This window comes from Streptosporangium sp. G12, from assembly GCF_052983175.1.
This window is the reverse complement of the sequence record NZ_JBRIQO010000012.1, coordinates 106670-127607: the sequence shown is the minus strand read 5'-3', so window position 1 is coordinate 127607 and position 20938 is coordinate 106670. Positions and strand designations below refer to the sequence as shown.

Genomic DNA, 20938 nt, shown 5'->3' with positions numbered 1-20938 from the left:
GTCGTGGCGGCGTGGCAGTGTTGGGGTATGCACGTGTCGGTCGCGGCGGCTCCCGGGGGCGGGGGCGTGCTGCGTGTGGACGGCGAGCCCGCCGGGGCCGTCGCCGATCTGGCCTCGGCCGCCCGCGAGCTGGAGGCCCGGAGCCCGCGCTGGGTCTGGGCCGACACGCGGGAGGTCTACCCCGCGCTGCTCGCCGCCGGGGTGCGGCTGGCGCGCTGCCACGACCTGGTGCTGACCGAGGGCCTGCTCCTGGCCCACGAGGGGCGGTTCGGCGAGCCGAGGTCCGTCCCCGCGGCCCACGCCCGGCTGCACGGCCTCCCCGTGCCCGACGACCACCACGGGCCCGCCGGGGGGCAGGCGCGGCAGGCCACCCTCTTCGAGGAGGAGGCGCCCCCGCCGGACGCGAACCTGATCGCCGAGGTGTACGCCGACCAGCTGCGCCGCATCGAGGCCACCGCCGACCCGCGGCGGTTCCGGCTGCTGGTCGCCGCCGAGTCGGCCGGGGCGCTGATCGCCGCGGAGATGGCCCAGGAGGGCATGCCCTGGCGGGAGGACGTGCACGACGAGCTGCTGACCGGCCTGCTCGGCCCGCGCCCGGTGCACGGCATGCGGCCCGTCAAGCTCCAGGCCCTGGCCGACCAGGTGGCGGCGGCCTTCGGCACGTCGTTCAACCCCGACTCCCCGCAGCAGATCGTCAGGGCGTTCAAGGCGGCGGGCGTGCCGGTCGCCTCCACCCGGGCCCACGACATCAAGCAGGTCGAGCACCCGGGCGTCGCGCCCCTGCTCGCCTACAAGGAGATGGCCAGGTTCTACAGCTTCCACGGCTGGGCCTGGGCCGACCAGTGGGTGCGCGACCACCGCTTCCGCCCCGAATACGTGGTGGGCGGCGTGGTGACGGGCCGCTGGGCCACCAACGGCGGCGGGGCCCTGCAGATCCACAAGCTGATGCGCAAGGTCATCGTGGCCGACGAGGGCTGGACACTCGTCGTCGCCGACGCGGCCCAGCTGGAGCCGCGGGTGCTGGCCGCCATGGCGGGAGACGGCGGCCTGGCCAGGGCCGCCGGGCAGGCCGACCTCTACCAGGCGCTGGCGAAGGCGTTCGGCGGCGAGCGCGACAACGCCAAGCTCGCCATGCTGTCGGCGATGTACGGGGGCACCAGCGGTGACGCGTCCAAGCTGCTGGCCGTGATGCGCCGGCGCTTCCCCCTCGCCCACCGGTTCGTGGAGGACGCCGCCCGGGCGGGGGAGGAGGGCAAGGTGGTCCGCTCCTGGCTGGGCCGCACCTCGCCCCCGCCCTCCGCGGGCTGGCGGGAGCTGGTCTCCGGTCCCGAGGGGGGCCGCGCGGCCCGCGACCGCGGCCGGTTCACCCGCAACTTCGTCGTCCAGGCGACCGCGGCCGAGTGGGCGCTCGCGCTGATGGCCGTGCTGCGCGGCCTGCTGCCCGACCCGGCCAGGCTGGTGTTCTTCCAGCACGACGAGGTGATGGTGCACTGCCCGGCCGACCAGGCCGGCGAGGTCGTCGCGGCGGTCGGCAAGGCCGCGGAGGAGGCGACCCGGCTGCTGTTCGGATCGACCCCGGTGCGCTTCCCCATGCAGGCCGTCGCGGTCAGGTGCTACGCCGACGCCAAATGACGCCCGGCGCCCCGCGCACTCCGGCCCTGACCGCGCTCAGGCGCGGGCCAGGGCCAGCCAGGCACCGGTGACCGTCACCATGACCGCGACGGCCGCGCCGAGCACGCCGTACGACAGGCTGCCGACGATCACTCCGGCGATCACGGTGCCGGTCGCGCCGCAGACGTTCATCAGCAGGTCCGAGAGGCCCTGCACGGGGGTGCGGTGTTCCAGCGGCACGGCCTCGCTGAGCATCGCCGAGCCGGAGATCAGCCCGCACGACCAGCCGAGGCCGAGCAGGACCAGGCCGGCGGTCACCTGCGGGACGTCGTGCGCCCCGGCCCCGCCCGCGAGGACGGCGGCGGCCAGCAGCAGGCCCATCCCCAGTACCAGCACCGGGGTCCTGCCGGCCCGGTCGGCCAGCCAGCCGACCACGGGTGACAGGACGTACATCCCCGCGATGTGCAGGCTGATCACGATGCCGATGACCGTGTACGTCGAGCCGCCGTGGTCGAGGTGGACCGGCGTCATGGACATGACCGAGACCATCGCGGTGTGGCTGACCGCGATCGCGACCAGGGCGCGGCCCGCCACGGGCGTCTCGCGCAGCACCCGCCAGGCGGTACGGAACGTTCTCCCGCCCTTCTCCGGAGAGCCGGCCTGGCCGGACGCGGGGGTGCCGGGAGCCGGAGACGCGTCCGGGGCACGGAGGGCGGCGTGGGCCAGGAGCAGCGGATCGGGGCGCAGGGCGATCACGATGATGCCGAGGGCGACGGCGAAGCCCAGCAGGGCGAGGGCGAACGGGCCGCTGCCCGTCGGCAGCCCGAGTCCGGCGCTGAACCGCTCCGCCGGTCCCGCGAGGTTCGGCCCGGTGACCGATCCGACGGTGGTGGCCCACACCACCAGCGACAGGTGCCGGGCCGAGTGCCCCGGCGGGGACAGGTCGGTCGCGGCGTAGCGCGAGGCCAGGCCTCCCGCGCTGGCCGCGCCGAACAGCACCAGCCCGGCCAGCAGCAGCGGCCACGATCCCAGGCCGACGGCGAGCAGCGAGACCAGGCAGCCGAGCAGGGCGCACCCGTAGGCCAGGGCGAGCCCGGCCCGCCGCCCGCCCCTGCCGGACGATCTCGCGGTGGGCAGTGCCAGCAGCGCGGCGCCCAGCACGGTCGCGGTCCCGGCCAGCCCGCTGAGCGCGGTGGAGCCGGAGAGCTCCTCCACGGTCACCGAGCTGAAGGTGAGCCCCACGGCGACACCGATCCCGCCGCTGATCTGGGCGGCGGACAGGACGGTGAGCGTCCGCCGCTGCACGGCGGCGATCCGTTCCGCATTGGGGGAGCCGCCGGGGTTCGCGGTGTTCGTGGGGTTCGCGGTCACGAGCGAAGTCTGCCATCACTCATGACCGGACCACGAGGCCATTTCGCCGACGGGGCGAGGAGACGGCCGGCGGATCAGTCGACCGGTACGAAGGTGGCGAAGAACGTCTGGAGGATCTCCGAGTTCTTCTCCCAGTCCAGATCCTGGACCCTGAACGTGATCTGGTAGGCGGTCAGGCCGTTGACGGCGATGTAGCGCGTCAGCCCGTGCATCGGGACGCCGTTGGACTGGACGTAGGTGTACTCCCAGTCCGCGGCCTTCCACGTGCGGTAGTTCACCGCCGTCACGCCGACCTCGGTGTATTCGTCCAGGCCCTTCTTGCTCGCCCTGCTCAGTGCCAGCACCGGCTCCGCGACCGGCACCTTGGCGACGACGATGTTCTGTCCGCCGCCCTTCGGCCCGGAGAAGGTGGCCGTTCCGCCGGCGCTCTCCTTCACCGTCCAGCCGTCGGGCACCGCGCCGGAGACGCCGGCGGCGTCCACCCGCTTGAAGCCCTCGGGGACCTCGCTCGGCCCGGCGGGGGTCAGCGGCTCGGCCGCCGTGGAGATCGCCGTGGACGGGGTCGCGGGGGCCGCGGGATCGGAGTTCCCGCCGGGCAGGAAGACGAGCAGCCCGGCGACCACGATGGCCAGCACGCCGCCCCCGCCGAACATCAGCAGGCGGACGTCGGGACCGCCGCCCTCGTTTCCCTGCGCGCGGCGCGCGCTCCCGCGCGCCCCGCTCCGGCCGGGAGAGGTCGGACTCTGCGAGTCCCGTACGGCGGCGCGGGAGGGCGCCTCCGGCGAGGAGGGGGTGGGCCAGAGCGCCGCCTCGCGGGCCCGGGACGCCTCGCTCTGCCCGCCGCGCCGCGGTGCGGCCGGTGGCGCGGACAGCGGCGCGGCCGGCGCGGCGACGGGCAGGTCGCCCGAGAAGCTGGTCAGCGGGTCGAACGGGTTGCCGTCGGGCCCGGTCGCCGGGATGCGCAGCGCGTCGTAGCCGCGCTGGTGCCCGCCGGTCAGGCCGGTGGCCGCGTCGGCGGGCGGCCCGCCCGCCCGCGGGAACCCGCCGGAGGCGGAGGCGGGGAAGGACAGCAGGTCCGCGCGCTGGGATCCCGACGGGCCGGAGAGCGCGTCGTAGGGGAGCGGGTGGCCACCGGAGGAGTCGTTGCCCGAGCCGTACGGCACCCGGATCGGGCCGGAGGGCGTCTCGATGATCCGGGAGGGCATCGGCCCCGACGGCATGTCCAGCGGGGGCATCAGGTGGATCGGCATGGAGTCGCCGGGGACCGGCATCGACGAGGGCGAGGGGGTGGGCGCGCGGTTCGGGGTGCTGGAGCCGTGGCTGCGCAGTATCCGGTCGAGCAGGTCGGACACCTGCGAGGCGCTCATCCGGTCGGCGGGGTTCTTGCGGAGCAGGCCCTCGATGACGGTGATCAGGGCGCCGGCCCGCTGGGGGCGGCTGGGCTCCTGGGTGAGGATCGCGCCGAGTACGGCCACCGCGTCCGGACCCTCGTAGGGAGGCCGCCCCTCGACCGCCGCGTACAGGGTGGCGCCGAAGGACCACAGGTCGGAGGACTGCGTGACCGGCTGGCCCGACAGCCGCTCCGGCGGGATGTAGCCGGGCGAGCCCATCAGCAGGCCGGTCTGGGTGATCGCGACGTCGCCCTCGATCGCGGCGATGCCGAAGTCGGTGAGGACCACCCGGTCGGAGGTGAGCAGCACATTGCCCGGCTTGACGTCGCGGTGCATGATCCCGGCGGCGTGGGCGTGGCGGAGCGCGTCGAGCACCCGGACGCCGATCTCGGCGGCCTGCACCACCGGCAGCGGCCCGCTCTGCCGCACGGCCTGCTCCAGCGACCAGGCGCGGACCAGCTCCATCACGATCCAGGGGCGGCCGTCCTCCTCGACGACGTCGTGGACGGTGACGATGCCGGGGTGGCTGAGCCGGGCCGCCGAGCGGGCCTCGCGCAGCATCCGCCGGTGGGCTCCCTGGGTGCCCGCGTGGTCGAGCCCGTAGGGGAGGATCAGCTCCTTGACCGCGACGTCCCGGTCGAGCAGGACGTCGTGCGCGTGCCACACCATGCCCATGCCGCCACGGCCCACCGGTGACACCAGGCGGTAGCGCCTGCCCACCAGCCTGCCCTGGCCCTCCGGTGTTCCGCCGGCGGAATCGCCGCCCTCAGGCCCCTGGGGGTTTCTCCCGAGCAAGCGATCGGTCATCGTTCCCCGTTCCCCATAACCAGCGCTTTCGTGAGGTGGACACGATAGCGAGATGGCATTTGGTTATGGAAGTTTGCATGCTGAGAAAGCACGTGACGGTATTTGTCAGGATCGGTGTTCTCCGGATCACTGAGGTCTGCGCCCGCGCTCTGACGTCGCCGAATGCTACCGGCGGATGGCGGAATTGTCAGCTTTACCCAATCTTAATAGACAAAAGATCACTAAGACGCCGTATGTTCATGATCGGTCACCTCGGCCGCCGCGGCCAGCGCGGCCAGCGCCGAGGTGAAGGCCGAGGCGGGCGGGCTGACCAGGCCCGCGCCGACCTGTCCGGTCCCCGCGACCCGTCCGGCGATACCGGTGTTCACGGTGGGCAGCAGGCCCGTCCTGGCGACCAGCGTGACGTCGACGCCGACCGGCGTGCCCCGGAAGTCCAGCCCCGGGATCTGGTACGCGGGGTGCTCGGCCAGGGTGATCTCGTACATGGACCGGGTGGCCGCCATCGCGTCCGACACGTCGCCGCCGACGAACCTCACGATCGCCGGGGCCGCGGCCATCGCGAAGCCGCCCAGCCCCGCCGTCTCGGTGATCGTCGAGTCGCCGATGTCGGGGTTGGCGTCGTCCGGGCCGTACGCGCCCAGGTAGAGACCGTCCGGCACGCCCGCGGGGCCGGTGAACCACCGGTCGCCCAGCCCGGAGACCTGGACCCCGAAGTCCGTGCCGTTGCGGGCCATCGCGACGACCATCGTGGAGCCGGGGACGTCCCGGGCGGCGTCCGTGCTGACCTTGCACGCGGCCATGCCCGCGTTGAGGAAGAAGTGGTCGTTGCCGTTGACGAAGCGCAGGACCTCGGCGGCGTGGCCGGGAGCGGCCTCCACCACGTCGGGGGCGAGCTCGCGCACCAGCAGCGAGGTGGCGGCGCGGTTGCGGTTGTGCAGCTCGTCGCCCATCTGCAGGGCCTGCGCGGCCAGCGACCTGAGGTCGAGCGGCCCGCTCCGCTGCAGGGTGGCCTGGAGCACCGGGCCGAGCACCTCGGCCATCCAGCGCAGCCGTTCCAGCACCTCGGGACCGTACGCGCCGTACCGCAGCACCTTGCCCAGGCCCTCGTTGAGCGAGCAGTAGGCGGTGCCGCCGTGCTCGGCGTCGTGGACCTCGAACATCCACATCGACGGGGTGACCACGCCCGCCATCGGCCCGACGGTCCGGTGGTGGTGGCAGGAGTCGAACCGGGCCCGCCCGGCGGCCAGCCGCTCCTCGGCCTCCCCGGCGTCGGCGGCCAGACCCTCCAGCAGCATCGCCCCGATGAGCGCGCCCCGCATCGGGCCCGACGCCCGTTCCCACTCGATCGGCGGTCCCGCGTGCAGGAACGTCCCCCTCGGCAGGTCGAGCACCTCGTGCGCGGGCCGCACCCCGACGAGCTGAGGCCGCGCCGAGACCAGGCGGCCCACGGCCGTCTCGTTGGCGCGGACCCTGCGCGGGTCGGCCAGCACCCTGGCCAGGTCCGCCTCGGTGCCGGGCATCGGCGGGCGCCAGTCCACCCGGACCCGCGGGACGGCCTGCGCGTCCAGCGCCTCGCCGAGCACGTCGGCCCCCACAGTGATCACTTCCGGCTCGCCGGAAAGCATGGACAGCGTCATCAGTTCTCCCTGAACCTGAAAACGGTCAACGGGCGTTCGCGGTGATCCCGGCGGCCGCTCGCGCGGCGTACCCGGCGGCCCCGGCGTTGGACGTGAACACCGCGGCCCCCGCCGCGTTCAGGGCCCCGGCCTGCGCGGCCAGCCCCTGCGGGTCACCCTCGGAGCCGACCAGCGCGACCACCGCCGTGACGCCTCTCGCGACGGCCTCGGCGATCGCGGGCGCGAGCCTGGCGGAGGGGTCGGGGTCGGCGCCGTGGCCGAGCACCACGTCGAGCAGGACGACGTCGCCGGGCGGCACCTCGGCCAGGGCCTCCAGGCGGAGCGTCGGGTCGATCATCGGGTGGGCCCTGCCGACCGTGTAGGCGTCGTCGCCGAAGTCGGTGAACTCGCCGCGCCCGGCGACCAGCCGCCCCTCCACGCACAGCGTCCCGCCCGAGTAGATCCCCCGCAGGTTCCCCCCGGCTCCCGCGCCGCCCGTCCCGGGGACGGGCCAGGAGGGCCAGGTGGGGACAGGGACGCCGAGGGCGCGCAGGGCGGCCTCGGTCACCGAGGTCAGGTCGTCCCGGCCGGGACCGAGCAGGGCGGTCACGACCGGCGTGCCGAGTTTCGCCACGGCCTCCTCGACGGCCCGTGCGACCTCGGGGGCCGGAGGCTTGGAGATCAGGACGATCAGCTCCGTGGCCGGGTCGGCGTCGAGGGCCTCCAGGGCGCGCAGGGTGGACAGCCCGCCCACGTCCGCGGACAGGTCGCGACCGCCCACGCCCAGCACGTGCGACACCCCCACCCCCGCCAGGTCGAGCAGGCAGGTCACCTGCTGCGCACCGGTCCCCGAGGCGGCCACCAGCCCGACCGGGCCCGGCCGCAGGACGTTCGCGAAGCCGAGACCCGCCCCGCCGACCACCGCGGTGCCGCAGTCGGGACCCATGACCAGCACGCCGCGCTCGGCGGCGCGCCTCTTGAGCAGCACCTCCTGCTCGACCGGCACGTTGTCACTGAAGATCATCACGGACAGGCCCGCCTCGACGGCGTCCAGCGCCTCGGCGAACGCGTGCGGGCCCGGCACCGAGACCAGGGCCAGGGTGGCGGCGCGCTCGCGGGCCGCGGCGCGGACGGTCCGCGGGGGGCGCTCGGCGGCACCGCCGCCACCCGCGGACGGGGCCGACAGCGCGGCGAGCAGCCCGTCGAGTTCCGCGGACGCGGCCTCCAGGGCGTCCGCCTCGCCGCGCAGCGCGATCAGCAGGTCGGCGGGATCCGCCCGGGGAAGGTCGAAGCCCAGCTCGGCGGCGATCCCGAGGTTGAGCTCGGTGGCCATCGCCACCACCGCGACCTCCACGCCGGGCAGCGCGGCCGCCGCGCGGCTGACCCGCATCAGGCTCACGGAGTCGTGGTAGACCCCCGTACGCGTCCGGACCACATCAGTACTCGCCATTGCCCCCGCCTTCCAGATCGATCACCGCCGCGAGCCCGATCCGCAGCCCCCACGCCAGGTCCGCCCCGGAGGTGTGGCCCAGTTGCAGGAGGCGGTGCAGCGCCGGCTCCAGGGACTGCCGTCCCGCCACGCCCCGCAGCACGGCCAGCACCTCGCCGCTGGCCTCGCCCCGGGCGGCGCAGTGCAGCAGCGCCGCCGAGATGGGGGTGGTCCTGCCGCGCACGTCGAAGGTGACCGCCGCGGCCAGCCAGCCGGCCAGCCAGACGGCCCGGCCCGCCCCCGCCGCCCCGCCCAGATGGCGCAGCGCGACCAGCAGTCCCGCGAGCACGTCGTCACCGCTCGGCGTGAGCCCGGGACCCAGGCCGACCAGCTGCTCGGCGGCGACCACGCTCTTCAGCAGCGAGCCCTCGGCGCATCCCTGGGCCAGCAGGCCGGCCGCGCCGTTGCCCTCCAGCCCCGGACGCCTCGGCGACCGCTCGCACAGCTCCGCCATCGCGGGCAGCGAGCGGGCCAGCCGCGCGACGTCCACGGCGCCGAGCGGCGGGGCCGGGTTCCACCAGCGGTGGGCCCGCAGGCTGAGCCGCCCGACGTCGATCGAACCGTCGCCGACGGACGCCTCGTCGCCCACCGCGACCTTCGGCATCGGGCCGGTGACCACCATGGCGTTGGGCAGGCGGGTGGCCTCCCCGGTCACCACCGCGATGACCTGCGGTTCCAGCTCGGTGCGTACCTCAAGGTAGACGCCGGCGGGGAAGGCCGCCAGCACCCGCGCCGGGCGGCGGGGCGCCTCCAGCATCCGGCGCAGGGCCGTGCTGGCCGCGCCGGTCCGGTGTGTCCGTACGTGTACGCGCTGCGCCCTCGGGCGCGTCTTGACGCTCATGAGCGCTCCTCGGCCGGCCCCGTGGGTGTGAAGGTGCTCTCTCCAGCGGTTCGCTCGCTCACGGACTCCCCCATCCATTGAGCCGACGGTAGAACGGGCGCGGACACAGGCCGTACGGAGAAAGCTGCCAACAGTCTGCCCAAAGGTTGGCTCTTCCTGACAGACGGGTCCATCAGTCACAATCACCTCATGGAACCCCCCGTGCGCCCGGCGAGCACCGGAACGATCATCCATGGCGTCGCCGTCGGCGAGGTCCTCGGCGTCTCGACACTGGCGGGGGCCCGGCTGATCGCGGGGGAGCGGGGCCTGGACCGCGTCGTGCAGCGCCTCAACGTGATGGAGGTGCCCGACGTCCTGGCCTGGGTCAAGCCGCACGAGCTGCTGCTCACCACCGGCTACCCGCTGCGCAACACCCCCCAGTCGCTCGGCAGGCTGGTGGCCGACCTCGACGAGCGCGGCCTGGCCGCGCTCGCCGTCAAGCTCGGCCGCTATCTCGACGAGCTGCCCGAGGAGATGGTGGAGCAGGCCGACCGGCTGGGCTTCCCGCTCATCCAGCTTCCCGACAACGTCGGCTTCGACGACATCCTCAACCAGGTCCTGACCGACATCCTCAACCGCCAGGCCGCCGTGCTGGCCAGGGCCGAGGAGGCGCACCGGGCGCTGGTCCAGGTCGTGCTCGCCGGGGGCGGGCTGCGCGAGGTGACGGCCGAGGTCGCCGGGCTGCTGGGCGTGGGGGTGGCGGTGCTGGACGGGACGGGCCACGTGCTGGCCGCGGCCGGGCCCGTCGAGCACGTGGCCACGCTGCGCGAGGCCCCTGGGGCCGCCGGAACCCCTGAGGGGCACCACACCTCGGTGCCGGTCGTGGCGGGTGGCCACCACCACGGCAGGATCGTCGCCTGCGGCCCTGTCGGGTCCATCGGTGACGGCGACGTCGGCATTCTGGAACGTGCCGCCACGGTCGCCGCGCTGGTGGTGACCCGGCAGGAGGCGGTCAACGCCGTCGAGAGCAAGTACCGCGCCGACTTCCTGCGCGACGTGCTCACCGGCAGGGCCGGGGGCTCCGAACGGGTCGCCTCCCGGGCCAGGGCCTTCGGCTGGGACCTGCAGCGCCCGGTCACCGTGCTGGTGGCCGAGCTCGACCCCGAGGGTGACGAGCGGGCCGCCCAGGACCGCCTGGTCACCTGCTGGACCGGCGCGATGCGCCGCCACGACGTGCGCGGCGCGGTGGCCGGGTTCTCCCACGAGGTCGTCACCGTCGTGGACGCGTCCGTCGACGCGGGCCGCCTGGCCAAGGACGCCGCGGCGGCCTTCGCCGAGTCCCTGCCCGCCACCTTCTCCACCGGCGCCAGCCGCACCGCCATCGGGGCCGAGGCGCTGCCCGAGGCGTACGGCCAGGCGCTGAAGGCCGCGCGGGTGGGCCGCCAGCTGCACGGCAACGGCGCGGTCGCGCACTTCGACCAGCTCGGCGTCTACCGGCTGCTCTCCCTGGTCAACGACACCGCCGAGCTGCACGCCTTCGTCCGCGAGACCCTCGGGCCGCTCGCCTCGGACGACGACGCGGAGAACGCCGACCTGCGCCGTACGCTGCAGGTGCTGCTGGAGACCAACCTCAACGTGGCCGAGACGGCGCGCAGGCTGCACTTCCACTACAACACGCTGCGCTACCGGATCGGCAAGCTGGAACGCATGCTCGGCGGCTTCACCGAGGACGCCCACCTGCGCCTGAACCTCACCCTCGCCCTGCACGTCCTGCGGATGCGCGGGATCTGACGGGATCTAAGCTGTTCGGCGTGAACGAGACCTTCGAGCTGGACACCGAATACATCCCGCTGTGCGACCTGCTCAAATACTGCGGCGTCACCGAGACGGGCGGCCAGGCCAAGCACTTCATCGCCGACGGCAACGTGCTGGTGGACGGCGAGGTCGAGCTCCGCAAGACCTGCAAGATCCGCGACGGGCAGGTGGTGACCGGCGACGGCTTCGAGATCCACGTGGTCGCGAAGTAGTGCGCGTCATGCGTGACTCCCGCCGGGCCGGCGGGTGCACCGTGCGTGATCCTCGCCGGGCCCGCGGGGGCGACGTACGCGATTCTCACCGGGCGGGTAGATAGGCCGTGCGCGAGGTGTCCACTGGTCGGCCGCTCAGATTTGGCAGATCATGACGGTGTAAGGGCATGCTTTCCGTCCTAACGTGCCCGCAACAGCTGTAAGGGGATTCGCCGGAGGGAAGCCCGCGGGGTGGTCACCGACCGACGGCCCGGTGAAAGGTGGGGCTCGATGGTTGCAGGTTGGACGAAACACGGCGACGGCAGGACACTCGCCCCGGGAGAGGTGGTCAGACCCGACGAGCGGCTGTCGTGGCCGCGCATGGTCGGGTTCGGGGCGCAGCACGTCGTCGCGATGTTCGGCGCGACCTTCGTCTTCCCCCTGGTGATGGGACTCGACCCCAACGTCGCCATCATGTTCTCGGGCGTCGGAACGATCATGTTCCTGCTCATCGTGAAGGGGAAGGTCCCCAGCTACCTCGGCACCAGCGCCTCGTTCGTGGGCGGTGTGCTCGCCATCCGGGCGCTCATGGGCGGCGACACGCCCGCCACCGACGCGATCGTCACCGGCGCCATCCTCGTCGCCGGGCTCGTCCTCGCGCTCGTGGGCGTGGCCATCCACTTCCTCGGCGTGCAGATCATCAACCGCGTCTTCCCACCGGTCGTCACCGGCGCCGTCGTCATGCTGATCGGCTTCGGCCTGGCGTACGTCGTCGCCGACATCTACTGGCCGCAGGACCAGTGGATCGCCCTGATCACGATGACCGTCACCTTCGTCATCATCGTGCTCTTCAAGGGCTTCATCGGCAGGATCGGCATCCTGCTCGGCCTGGTCATCGGTTTCCTGCTCTCCTGGGTGGCCGACAGGGTCTTCGGGAACATCACCGCCTTCAACGCGGCCACCGGCGCGGTCGACACGCACCCCAGGGTGAACTTCAGCGGTGTGGCGTCGGCCGACTGGATCGGCCTGCCGAGCATGCACTTCCCCGACTTCAGGTTCTCCGCCGTGCTGCTGGTCCTCCCGGCGGTGATCGCGCTGGTCGCCGAGAACGTCGGCCACGTCAAGGCCGTCGGTGAGATGACCAAGACCGACGTCGACCCGTACATGGGCCGGGCGGTCGCCGCGGACGGCGCCGCCACCGTCGTGGCCAGCGCCTTCGGCGGCTCCCCGACCACCACCTACGCCGAGAACATCGGCGTGATGGCCGCCACCCGCGTCTACTCGACGGCCGCCTACTACATCGCCGCCGTCATCGCGATCCTGTTCGGACTCTGCCCCAAGTTCGGCGCGCTGGTCGCGGCCACGCCGGGCGGCGTGCTCGGCGGCATCACCGTCATCCTGTACGGCATGATCGGCCTGCTCGGCGCGAAGATCTGGGTCGAGAACCGGGTCGACTTCGCCGACCCCGTCAACCTCGTCCCGATCGGGGCCGGGATCATCCTCGCCATCGGCCCGGTCAAGCATATGATCAGTTCGGACTTCACGCTGGAGGGCATCGCCCTCGGCACCATCGTGGTGGTGGCCGGCTACCACCTGCTCCGGGTCATCGCCGGGCGCGGCGGCACCGGCGGCGGCGCCGGTCCAGAGGTGTCCGAGCCGCAACGAGAGGCCGCCGGGTGAAGCCACCCCCGTTCGAATACCACGCCCCCCGCTCCCTCGGCGAGGCGCTCGACGCCCTCGCCGGGGCCGGGGAGCACGGCAAGGTGCTCGCCGGGGGGCAGAGCCTGATCCCGCTGCTGAACATGCGGCTGGCCGCCCCTGACCACCTGGTCGACATCAACCGGCTGCCGGAGCTGGCGTTCGTCGACGTCGCACCGGACGGTGTCCGGGTCGGCGCCCTGGCCAGGCACGCCCAGGTGGAACGGCACGAGCCGGCCGCCGCCGCCCAGCCGTTGCTGCGCCAGGCGCTCCGGCTGGTGGCCCACCCGGTGATCCGCAACCGGGGAACCGTCGTCGGCAGCCTGGCCCACGCCGACCCCGCCGCCGAGCTGCCCGCCGTCCTCACCCTGCTGAAGGGCTCGGTACGGCTGGCGCGGCCCGGCGCGGTCAGGGACGTCCCCGCGGACGCCTTCTTCACCGGCCCGCTGGAGTCGGCCCTCGCCCCGGGCGAGCTGGCCGTCTCCGCGTTCTTCCCCGCGCCGCCCCCGCGCTCGGGCACCGCGTTCCGCGAGGTCGCCCGGCGGCACGGCGACTACGCCCTGGCCGGGATCGCGGCGCTGGTCGTCCTGGACGACGACCTGAGGATCACCTCGGCCGCGGTGGCGTGCGTGAGCCTCGCCCTCGTCCCGCTGTTCGTCGACGTCACCGAGGCCGTCGGCCACCGCCCGGCCGCCTCGGCCGACTGGGACTCGGCGGCCCGGGTCGTACGGGAACGGGTCGATCCCGAGACCGACATCCACGCGACCGCCGCCTACCGGCGGCACCTCGCCGGGGTCCTCACCGAGCAGGCACTCCGTGACGCCGCCAGGGAGGCCGCGGATGCATGAGATCACGCTGACCGTCAACGGGGTGCTCCGGCAGGCCGAGGTCCCGGCGCGGCGGCTGCTGTCCGACTGCCTGCGGCACGATCTCGGGCTGACCGGCACGCACGTCGGGTGCGAGCACGGGGTCTGCGGCTGCTGCACGGTGCTGCTGGACGGCGAGCCCGTCCGCTCCTGCCTGACGTTCGCGGTCACCGTGGACGGGCGCGACATCACCACCGTCGAGGGGCTCGCCGACGGGGACGGCACGCTCTCGCCGGTGCAGCGGGCCTTCGCCGAGTGCCACGGCCTGCAGTGCGGCTTCTGCACCCCCGGCTTCCTGTGCACGGTGACCGCGCTGCTGCGCGACAACCCGGCGCCGACCGACGAGGAGGTGCTGGAGGGCATCTCCGGCAACCTGTGCCGGTGCACCGGGTACCAGAACATCGTCAAGTCCGTCCACCGCGCGGCCGAGATCATGGCGGAGGAGCCGTGAGCGGGCGTGGCGAACACCCGGGCGGGCGAGGCGGGGGACACGTCCCGGCGGGCCGGCAGGTGAGGCGATCATCATGACCACGAAACTGTTCGGCGAACCGGTCACCCGGCGCGAGGACCCCCGGCTGCTGACCGGGCAGGGCCGCTACGTCGACGACCTGGGAGCCGGGGCGCTGGAGGCGGCGTTCGTCCGGTCCCCGCACGCCCACGCCAGGATCCGCGACATCGACGTCTCGGCCGCCGTCGAGGTCGACGGGCTGGTGGCGATCTACACCTGGGAGGACCTGCCCGGCGCGCTCGCCCAGCCGCTGCCGCTGCTCATCCCGCACCCGGCGCTCACCCACGGCCGCACCGCGTACCCGCTGGCCCGCGAGATCGTCAGGCACGTCGGCGAGCCCGTCGTGATGGTCGTCGCCCGCGACCGCTACCTCGCCGAGGACGCCTGCGCGCTCATCCGGGTCGACTACGAGATCCTCAAGCCGGTGGTCGGCGTGGAGGAGGCCGCGCAGTCCGCCCAGCTCGTCCACGAGGGCGTGCCGGGCAACGTCGGCGCGCACCTGGTCCAGGAGGTGCCCTCGGCCGCCGGGCTCGGCGCGCGCGAGGCGATCGACGCCGCGCCGCACACCTTGTCCTTCCGGCTCGACATCGAGCGCAGCGCGTCCATGCCGCTGGAGGGACGCGGCGTGCACGCCCGCTGGGACGCCGACGACCGGTCCCTGCGCGTCCACTCCAGCACCCAGACCTCCACGAGCGTCCGCATGGCCATCGCGGCCAAGCTCGGCCTGCCGCTGCCGAAGGTCGAGGTGATCGCCCCCGACGTGGGCGGCGGCTTCGGTGTGAAGATCGTGCACCCGTGGCCGGAGGAGATCCTGGTCCCGTGGGCGGCGATCACGCTCGGCCACCAGGTCAAGTGGACCGAGGACCGGCGCGAGCACTTCGTCTCCTCCGCGCACGAGCGGGCCCAGGTGCAGTCGGTCCGGGTCGGCTTCGACGACGAGGGCCGGGTGCTCGGCCTGGACGTCGAGATCCTGCACGACCACGGCGCCTACACGCCGTACGGGATCATCGTGCCGATCATCACCTCCACCCAGCTGCTCGGTCCCTACCGGATCGGCGCCTACCGGGTCGAGTTCTCCTCGATCTACACCAACACCGTGCAGGTCACCCCGTATCGCGGGGCGGGCCGCCCCCAGGGGGTCTTCTGCATGGAGCGGACCATGGACCACATCGCCGAGCATCTCGGGGCCGACCGCACGGCGGTGCGCGCGGCCAACTTCATCCAGCCCGACGAGTTCCCCTACGACCAGGGCCTGATCTTCCAGGACGGCCGCCCGCTGATCTACGACAGCGGCGACTACCCCGAGTCGCTGCGGATGCTCAAGGAGCTGATCGGCTGGGACGACTTCCCGGCGCGCAAGGCCCGCGCCGCCGAGGAGGGCCGCACGATCGGGATCGGCGTCGGCTGCTACGTCGAGGGCACCGGCGTCGGCCCGTACGAGGGCGGGCACGTCCAGATCACCTCCGACGGCCGGGTGCACGTCTCCACCGGCCTCACCTCCCAAGGCCAGGGCCACGAGACGGTGTTCGCCCAGATCGCCGCGTCCGAGCTGGGCGTGCCGATGGAGCGGGTCTCGGTCGTCACCGGCGACACCCGCAGGTTCGGCTACGCGGTCGGCACGTTCGCCTCGCGCGCCGCGGTGATGAGCGGCAACGCGATCGCGCTCGCCTGCAGGAAGGTGAGGGAGAAGGCGCTGCGGATCGCCGCCGACGCGCTGGAGGCCGACCCGCGCGACCTGGAGATCGTCGACGGGGAGGTGCGGGTGGCGGGCACCCCCGGCGCCTCGATCCCGCTGGCGACCGTGGCGGTGCTGTCCAACCCGCTGCGCTACGCCTTCGACGAGGAGGCGGCGAGGGCCACCCAGTTCGCGGGCGCCGCGGCCTACGACCGGCCGCCGGTGGCGGAGGGGGAGGAGCCCGGGCTGGAGGGCCGCGACTACTACTCGCCGATCCGCTCGACCTTCGCCTCCGGCATGCACGCGGCGATCGTCGAGACCGACCCGCTCACCGCCGAGATCCGCATCCTGCGCTACGCCGTCGTCCACGACTGCGGCAGGCTGATCAACCCGATGATCGTCGAGGGCCAGATCCACGGCGGGGTCGCCCAGGGCGTCGGCGGGGCCCTGTACGAGAAGATGGTCTACGACGGCCACGGCCAGTTGCTGAACGCCTCGTTCATGGACTTCCTGATGCCGTACGCCACCGAGGTGCCCTTCATCGAGACCGCCCACCTGGAGACGCCGTCCCCGCTCAACCCGCTCGGCATCAAGGGCGCGGGCGAGGCGGGGGTCATCCCGGTCTCGGCGGTGATCGCCTCGGCGATCGAGGACGCGGAGGGGATCAGGATCGACAGGATGCCGATCTCCCCGTCGGACCTGTTCGACCTGCGTCGCGCCGCCGCGGGCTGACCCCTGGCGTTTTCAGGGTCTGCGGGGCCAGGCCTTCTCGGCCGGGCAGGACCCGTTCCCAGGGGGATGAGGGAATCTTCCCGAACTCCGCGGGATCATCCGGCCGGGCGGTCGTGGTCCCGGACGGTGCCGAACCGGACCGGCGGGGAGCCGCTCCGGGTCATACGTCGCCGGCCGGGAGATGTTGCTCACTCCAGCGCGACAACGGCTGAAGGGCGGAGATCAGCTCTTCGGCGTCGGGCGTGAGGGCGTAGGTGATCTGGACCGGCATGCTGGGGATCACCGTGCGTTCGATGAGCCCGCGGGCCTGGAGTTGCTTGAGCCGCAGCGTGAGCTGCGGATCCGAGATGCCCGGCACCAGGGCGCGGTACTCCTTGAACCGGCGGGCGCCGCGGACCGCGGCGAGCAGGATCGGCCCGGTCCAGCGGGTCCCGATGATGTCGATCGCGCGCAGGATGCGGTGGCAGTGCTCCTCGTCGATCGGAGCGCTGGGCGGCGTAGTCACTTTCCAAATGTAAGTAACTTTGGTGTCCTTTGCCAACCCGGGCCGGCGGATGGATGCTTTTGACGACCGACGAAAGGGAGGGGCGTCATGACCACGCGAACCGTGCCGGCGAGCCGGAAGGTGAACCGGGTTCTCGACAAGGTGGACATCGGTGCGACCGCGATGTCCGATCACAGCGCGATGATCATCGCACCGGGCAACAGCGCCTGGACCGATCCATTCCTGGTGATGGGGGAGGAACTGGTCAACCAACCGGGGTTCGACTGGCACCCGCACCGCGGGCTGGAGACCGTGACCCTGATCCTGGACGGGGCCCTGGAGCACGGCGACAGCATGGGCAACGCCGGTGTGCTCGGGGCGGGGGACGTGCAGTGGATGACCGCGGGGCGGGGCATCATCCACCGTGAGGTCGCCGCCCGCTCCGAGCGGGCCCACATCATCCAGATATGGGTCAACCTGCCGGCGCATCAGAAGATGGTACCCACCCGCTACCAGGACCTGCGGGCCGGCATGCACGCCGTGCACACCGAGGACGGTGTGCTGGTCCAGCTGATCTCGGGGGAGACCGGGCCGGCACGCGGGCCGGCGCTCAATCACTGGCCGATCCTGGGCATGGTGATCACGCTCGACCCGAGGACCGAGTACCGGCAGCTGCTCGACGGGGACCAGCGCGCGTTCGCGTACGTGCTCTCGGGCCGGCTGACGATCGCCGGCCGGACCGTGCACGCCGGGCAGGTCGCCTGGTCCGATCCGGTGTCCCGGCAGGGCGACGCGACCACGCTGACCCTGGCCACCGGCGACGGTGACGAACAGACCAAGGTGATGCTGTTCGCCGGGCGGCCCATCGGTGAGTCCGTGTACGCCAGCGGCCCCTTCGTGATGAACACTCGCGCCGAGATCGAACAGGCCTACCGCGACTTCCACTCCGGCAAGTTCGGCAAGATCCCCCGGCACACACGCCTGCCCGCCGGTGCGTAGTCGGCCGGGGTCGCCGCTTGTCGAACACGCGTGGCAACGCCTCTTCGTGTTCGCGCGGCGGCTTGGAACATCCTCATCGCCTCACCCCCGTACGGGTGAGGGACCAATGCTGTGAAGGGATCCATCCCATGAGCAACACCGACGGTGCCGTTCCCGAGGGACTGGTGCCGGCCGAGGTGCTCGCCTCGACCGGCCCGGTCGCCGTTCACGCGGTGGGCCGCGCGAAGCCCGGTAAGGACAAGGAGTTCGAAGAGCTGATCAAGTCGGTCGTTCCGCTGATACGCGCGGAACAGGGCTGCGAGCAGTACGTGGTCCACACCAGTGACGAGGAACCCGGCGTTTACGCGATCTACGAGCGTTTCTCGAGCGGTGCGGACATGGTGCGGCACATGCGGCAGCCGTTCGTGCAGGAGTACTTCGGCCAGGCGGGCAGGCTCCTGGAAGGGCGACTCGAGGCGAAGTGGCTCCGGCCCCTGGACGCCTGACACGCGATGGCAGGCCCGGTACGGCGAGGCCGGACGGCGCAGACCGTTCCCCTCGCGAGGGTTCCGACACGGGAGCGCGATGCGGGAAGACCGGTCAGCCCCCGGTCACCGCAGGGGGAGCGCCGACCGTGCCGGTCCACTGGTCGTTGATGCGCAGCCGGTCGGCGTCGTTCACCACGAAGATGCCGTTGTGCGGGTAGATGGTGTTGTCCTGCGACAGGTGGACGTAGTGGTACTCCGTGTCGGATCGGTGGCCGGGATCTGGGGCGCCGGGCGCGGCCGGCCTCGCCGCGGGGGTGGCGGTGGAGGCCGGGCCTCCGAGATCGGCTCGCTCGGAGTCTCCGACCGGTACGCGCTACGGGTCGCTGCGGGGGAACAGCCTGTCCAGGTGATAGTCCACCGTCGCCACGACGGCCTCCGGGGTGTGGTGGCCGATCAGCGCCGGGTTGACGAGGCCCTGGACGAGGGCGAACAGGATCGTCGCCTCACGCTCGGGGTCGAGGGTCGCCGGGACCTGACCGTCGCCCTGGGCGATCCTGATCTGCTGGGCGTAGAACCCGATGACGTGGGGCAGGGCGGCCCGCAGGAGGTCCGCGAGGTCGACGGCCACGACCGACCGGGCCAGGTAGGCCAGTGCGATGCGGGCCTCGGTGCGGCGCTCGTCGTCCAGCGGCAGCAACTCCAGGATTGCGGCGCGTACGAGTTCTCGCGGTGAGCCCCGATCCCGGGCGGCGGCGATCCGCAGGCCGATGCGCGCGTTCAGGTGCTCGAGCGCGACCATCAGCATCTCGTCCTTGGTCGCGAAGTAGTGCTGGACCATCCCCATGGACACGCCCGCCTCCGCCGCCACCTCCCGCAGGCTGACGGCGTCCAGCCCGTCCCTGTCGATGACCCGGTGGAGGGCCTCGGCGATGTGGCGCCGCCGCACCTCGTGATCCACCTTCTTCGGCATCCGTTTTTCCCATGCGGTCGTATTGAATGCGGCATCTCTTCTTTTTACAATGCGAGTGCATTGTATTGTGCCGTCCGAGGAGGCCGTGCCCATGCCCGTCTTTACCGCACGCAGTGTCGGCGCCCCGTCGGGCACGGAAGGCCCGCCCGCATGCGAGTGCTGATCATCGGGATCGGCACCCGAGGCGACGTCGCCCCTTACACCGGGCTGGGCTGCCGGCTCCGTGCCGCCGGGCACGAGGTGGCGATCGCGGCCCATGAGCCCCACGCCGAGATGGTGAGGGCGTGTGGACTGGAGTTCCGGCCGATCCCCGGCGACCCGCTCCCCCTCCTTCCCGCGGGCAAGGGGCATGGGCGGACGTCCATGACCGCCAAGGTCGGGATGTTCGCCGAGTACGAGCGCCAGACGGGCGACGGGATCGTGGCCGCGGCCGAACGCGGTGCCGACGTGCTGCTCCTCAACGTGCCGGCTTCGGCCGGAATCCACGTGGCCGAGGCCATGGGGGTTCCGAGCATGGGGGCGTATCTCCAGCCGGTCGATCCGACCGGTGACTTCTCCCCGGTCCTGGGCGCGTTCACCCGTTCGCTGGGCCGATGGGGCAATCGCACGGCGGCCCGGCTGGCGTTCACCACGCCCTCGCCGGTTTATCTGGGCGCCAGAAGACTGCGTGCCCGCCTGGGGCTTCCCGGTGCCACCGCCACCGCGACGTACCGTCGTCGCGAATCCACCCGCTGGCCGGTCTTCCACGGCTTCAGCCCGAGCGTGCTGCCGCGCCCGGCCGACTGGAGGGAGGGGCTCGAGGTGACCGGATACTGGTGGCCCGAGGATCCACCGGGCTGGCGACCGCCCGCGAAGCTGGTCGATTTCCTGGACGCGGGGCCGCCGCCGGTCTTCATCGGGTTCGGCAGCATGGGTTCCGGCCCCCTCGCGCGGGCGGACGAGGTGGCCGTGACCGCGTTGCGGCGGGCCGGGCTGCGCGGGGTGCTGCAGACCGGCACGGCTGACCCGGGCCTCGGCGGTGACGACGTGTTCCATGTCGGAGACGTGCCGCATTCCTGGCTGTTCCCTCGGATGGCCGCGCTGGCACACCACGCCGGCTGCGGGACCACGGCGGCCGGGCTGCGCGCCGGAGTGCCCGCCGTCGGGGTGCCGGCGATGGCCGACCAGCGGCTGTGGGCCTCGCGTCTCGCGGCACTCGGCGTGGGACCGGCCGCGATCCCTCTCGAACGCCTGTCGGCCGGGCGACTCGCGGCCGCCCTCGACGCCGCCGTGTCGGAGCGGTCCTATCGCGACAGGGCCGGGATTCTCGCCGGGCGGATCGAGGCCGAGGACGGTGCCGGAGCCGTCGTCGAGGCGGTGGGCAGGATCGGCGGCTGATCCGGTGGGGCGCCGGCGACGTGCGGCGGCACCGGGCGGCGAGGCTCGTGA

The 20938-nt window shown here is 72.9% G+C and carries 17 protein-coding genes; 10 read left to right on the top strand and 7 right to left on the bottom strand.

Translation table 11 applies throughout. From position 1 onward, the window contains the following. Positions 1-27: 27 nt before the first annotated feature. Positions 28-1632 carry a bifunctional 3'-5' exonuclease/DNA polymerase gene (locus tag ACVCAG_RS19640; protein WP_440084752.1) on the top strand — a complete coding sequence of 535 codons (1605 nt, stop codon included), beginning with the start codon at positions 28-30 and terminating at the stop codon, positions 1630-1632. A gap of 36 nt (positions 1633-1668) precedes the next feature. Here the strand turns inward: ACVCAG_RS19640 and ACVCAG_RS19635 are convergent, their stop codons facing one another. From ACVCAG_RS19635 to ACVCAG_RS19615, 5 genes are all read right to left on the bottom strand, one after another. Further along, positions 1669-2982 carry an MFS transporter gene (locus ACVCAG_RS19635; RefSeq protein WP_440084751.1) on the bottom strand — a complete coding sequence of 438 codons (1314 nt, stop codon included), beginning with the start codon at positions 2980-2982 and terminating at the stop codon, positions 1669-1671. A gap of 74 nt (positions 2983-3056) precedes the next feature. Then, on the bottom strand, positions 3057-5180 hold the full coding sequence (locus tag ACVCAG_RS19630) for a protein kinase domain-containing protein (protein ID WP_440084750.1): 2124 nt from the start codon (positions 5178-5180) through the stop codon (positions 3057-3059). A gap of 221 nt (positions 5181-5401) precedes the next feature. Next, positions 5402-6817: an oxamate carbamoyltransferase subunit AllG family protein gene (locus tag ACVCAG_RS19625; protein ID WP_440084749.1), complete on the bottom strand. Its 1416-nt coding sequence runs from the start codon at positions 6815-6817 to the stop codon at positions 5402-5404. Between the two features lie 25 nt (positions 6818-6842). Further along, positions 6843-8246, bottom strand: a complete 1404-nt coding sequence (locus tag ACVCAG_RS19620) for an FdrA family protein (protein WP_440084748.1) — start codon at positions 8244-8246, stop codon at positions 6843-6845. After that, on the bottom strand, positions 8233-9126 hold the full coding sequence (locus ACVCAG_RS19615; protein ID WP_440084747.1) for a DUF2877 domain-containing protein: 894 nt from the start codon (positions 9124-9126) through the stop codon (positions 8233-8235). Before ACVCAG_RS19615 ends, ACVCAG_RS19620 begins: the two co-directional genes overlap by 14 nt. A 189-nt stretch (positions 9127-9315) precedes the next feature. Here ACVCAG_RS19615 and ACVCAG_RS19610 point away from each other — a divergent pair, with 189 nt between their 5' ends. From ACVCAG_RS19610 to cutA, 6 genes are all read left to right on the top strand, one after another. After that, positions 9316-10896 carry a PucR family transcriptional regulator ligand-binding domain-containing protein gene (locus ACVCAG_RS19610; protein ID WP_440084746.1) on the top strand — a complete coding sequence of 527 codons (1581 nt, stop codon included), beginning with the start codon at positions 9316-9318 and terminating at the stop codon, positions 10894-10896. 20 nt (positions 10897-10916) lie between these two features. After that, the gene (locus tag ACVCAG_RS19605) at positions 10917-11132 is read left to right on the top strand and encodes an RNA-binding S4 domain-containing protein (protein ID WP_362681009.1); all 216 of its coding nucleotides are present in this window, start codon (positions 10917-10919) and stop codon (positions 11130-11132) included. A 270-nt stretch (positions 11133-11402) separates the two neighbouring features. Continuing rightward, on the top strand, positions 11403-12791 hold the full coding sequence (locus ACVCAG_RS19600; RefSeq protein WP_440084745.1) for a solute carrier family 23 protein: 1389 nt from the start codon (positions 11403-11405) through the stop codon (positions 12789-12791). Then, positions 12788-13657: an FAD binding domain-containing protein gene (locus ACVCAG_RS19595; RefSeq protein WP_440084744.1), complete on the top strand. Its 870-nt coding sequence runs from the start codon at positions 12788-12790 to the stop codon at positions 13655-13657. The genes ACVCAG_RS19600 and ACVCAG_RS19595 overlap by 4 nt, the downstream gene beginning before the upstream one ends. After that, positions 13650-14126 carry a (2Fe-2S)-binding protein gene (locus ACVCAG_RS19590; RefSeq protein WP_350970475.1) on the top strand — a complete coding sequence of 159 codons (477 nt, stop codon included), beginning with the start codon at positions 13650-13652 and terminating at the stop codon, positions 14124-14126. The genes ACVCAG_RS19595 and ACVCAG_RS19590 overlap by 8 nt, the downstream gene beginning before the upstream one ends. Before the next feature lie 73 nt (positions 14127-14199). Further along, positions 14200-16590 (top strand): aerobic carbon-monoxide dehydrogenase large subunit, encoded by a 2391-nt coding sequence (gene cutA, locus ACVCAG_RS19585; protein ID WP_440084743.1) that lies wholly within the window; start codon positions 14200-14202, stop codon positions 16588-16590. 160 nt (positions 16591-16750) lie between these two features. On the opposite strand, the gene ACVCAG_RS19580 is transcribed toward cutA, so the two are convergent. Then, a complete protein-coding gene (locus ACVCAG_RS19580) occupies positions 16751-17095 on the bottom strand; it encodes a winged helix-turn-helix transcriptional regulator (RefSeq protein WP_440084742.1) in 345 nt (114 codons plus the stop codon). 87 nt (positions 17096-17182) lie between these two features. Between ACVCAG_RS19580 and ACVCAG_RS19575 the strand changes: the two genes are divergently transcribed. Further along, on the top strand, positions 17183-18073 hold the full coding sequence (locus ACVCAG_RS19575) for a pirin family protein (RefSeq protein WP_440084741.1): 891 nt from the start codon (positions 17183-17185) through the stop codon (positions 18071-18073). 128 nt (positions 18074-18201) lie between these two features. Continuing rightward, positions 18202-18558 carry an antibiotic biosynthesis monooxygenase gene (locus ACVCAG_RS19570; protein WP_440084740.1) on the top strand — a complete coding sequence of 119 codons (357 nt, stop codon included), beginning with the start codon at positions 18202-18204 and terminating at the stop codon, positions 18556-18558. A 355-nt stretch (positions 18559-18913) separates the two neighbouring features. Here the strand turns inward: ACVCAG_RS19570 and ACVCAG_RS19565 are convergent, their stop codons facing one another. Next, positions 18914-19510, bottom strand: coding sequence for a TetR family transcriptional regulator C-terminal domain-containing protein (locus ACVCAG_RS19565; protein ID WP_440084739.1), 597 nt, complete (start codon positions 19508-19510; stop codon positions 18914-18916). 150 nt (positions 19511-19660) lie between these two features. Here ACVCAG_RS19565 and ACVCAG_RS19560 point away from each other — a divergent pair, with 150 nt between their 5' ends. Next, positions 19661-20887 carry a nucleotide disphospho-sugar-binding domain-containing protein gene (locus ACVCAG_RS19560; RefSeq protein WP_440084738.1) on the top strand — a complete coding sequence of 409 codons (1227 nt, stop codon included), beginning with the start codon at positions 19661-19663 and terminating at the stop codon, positions 20885-20887. Positions 20888-20938: the final 51 nt, after the last annotated feature.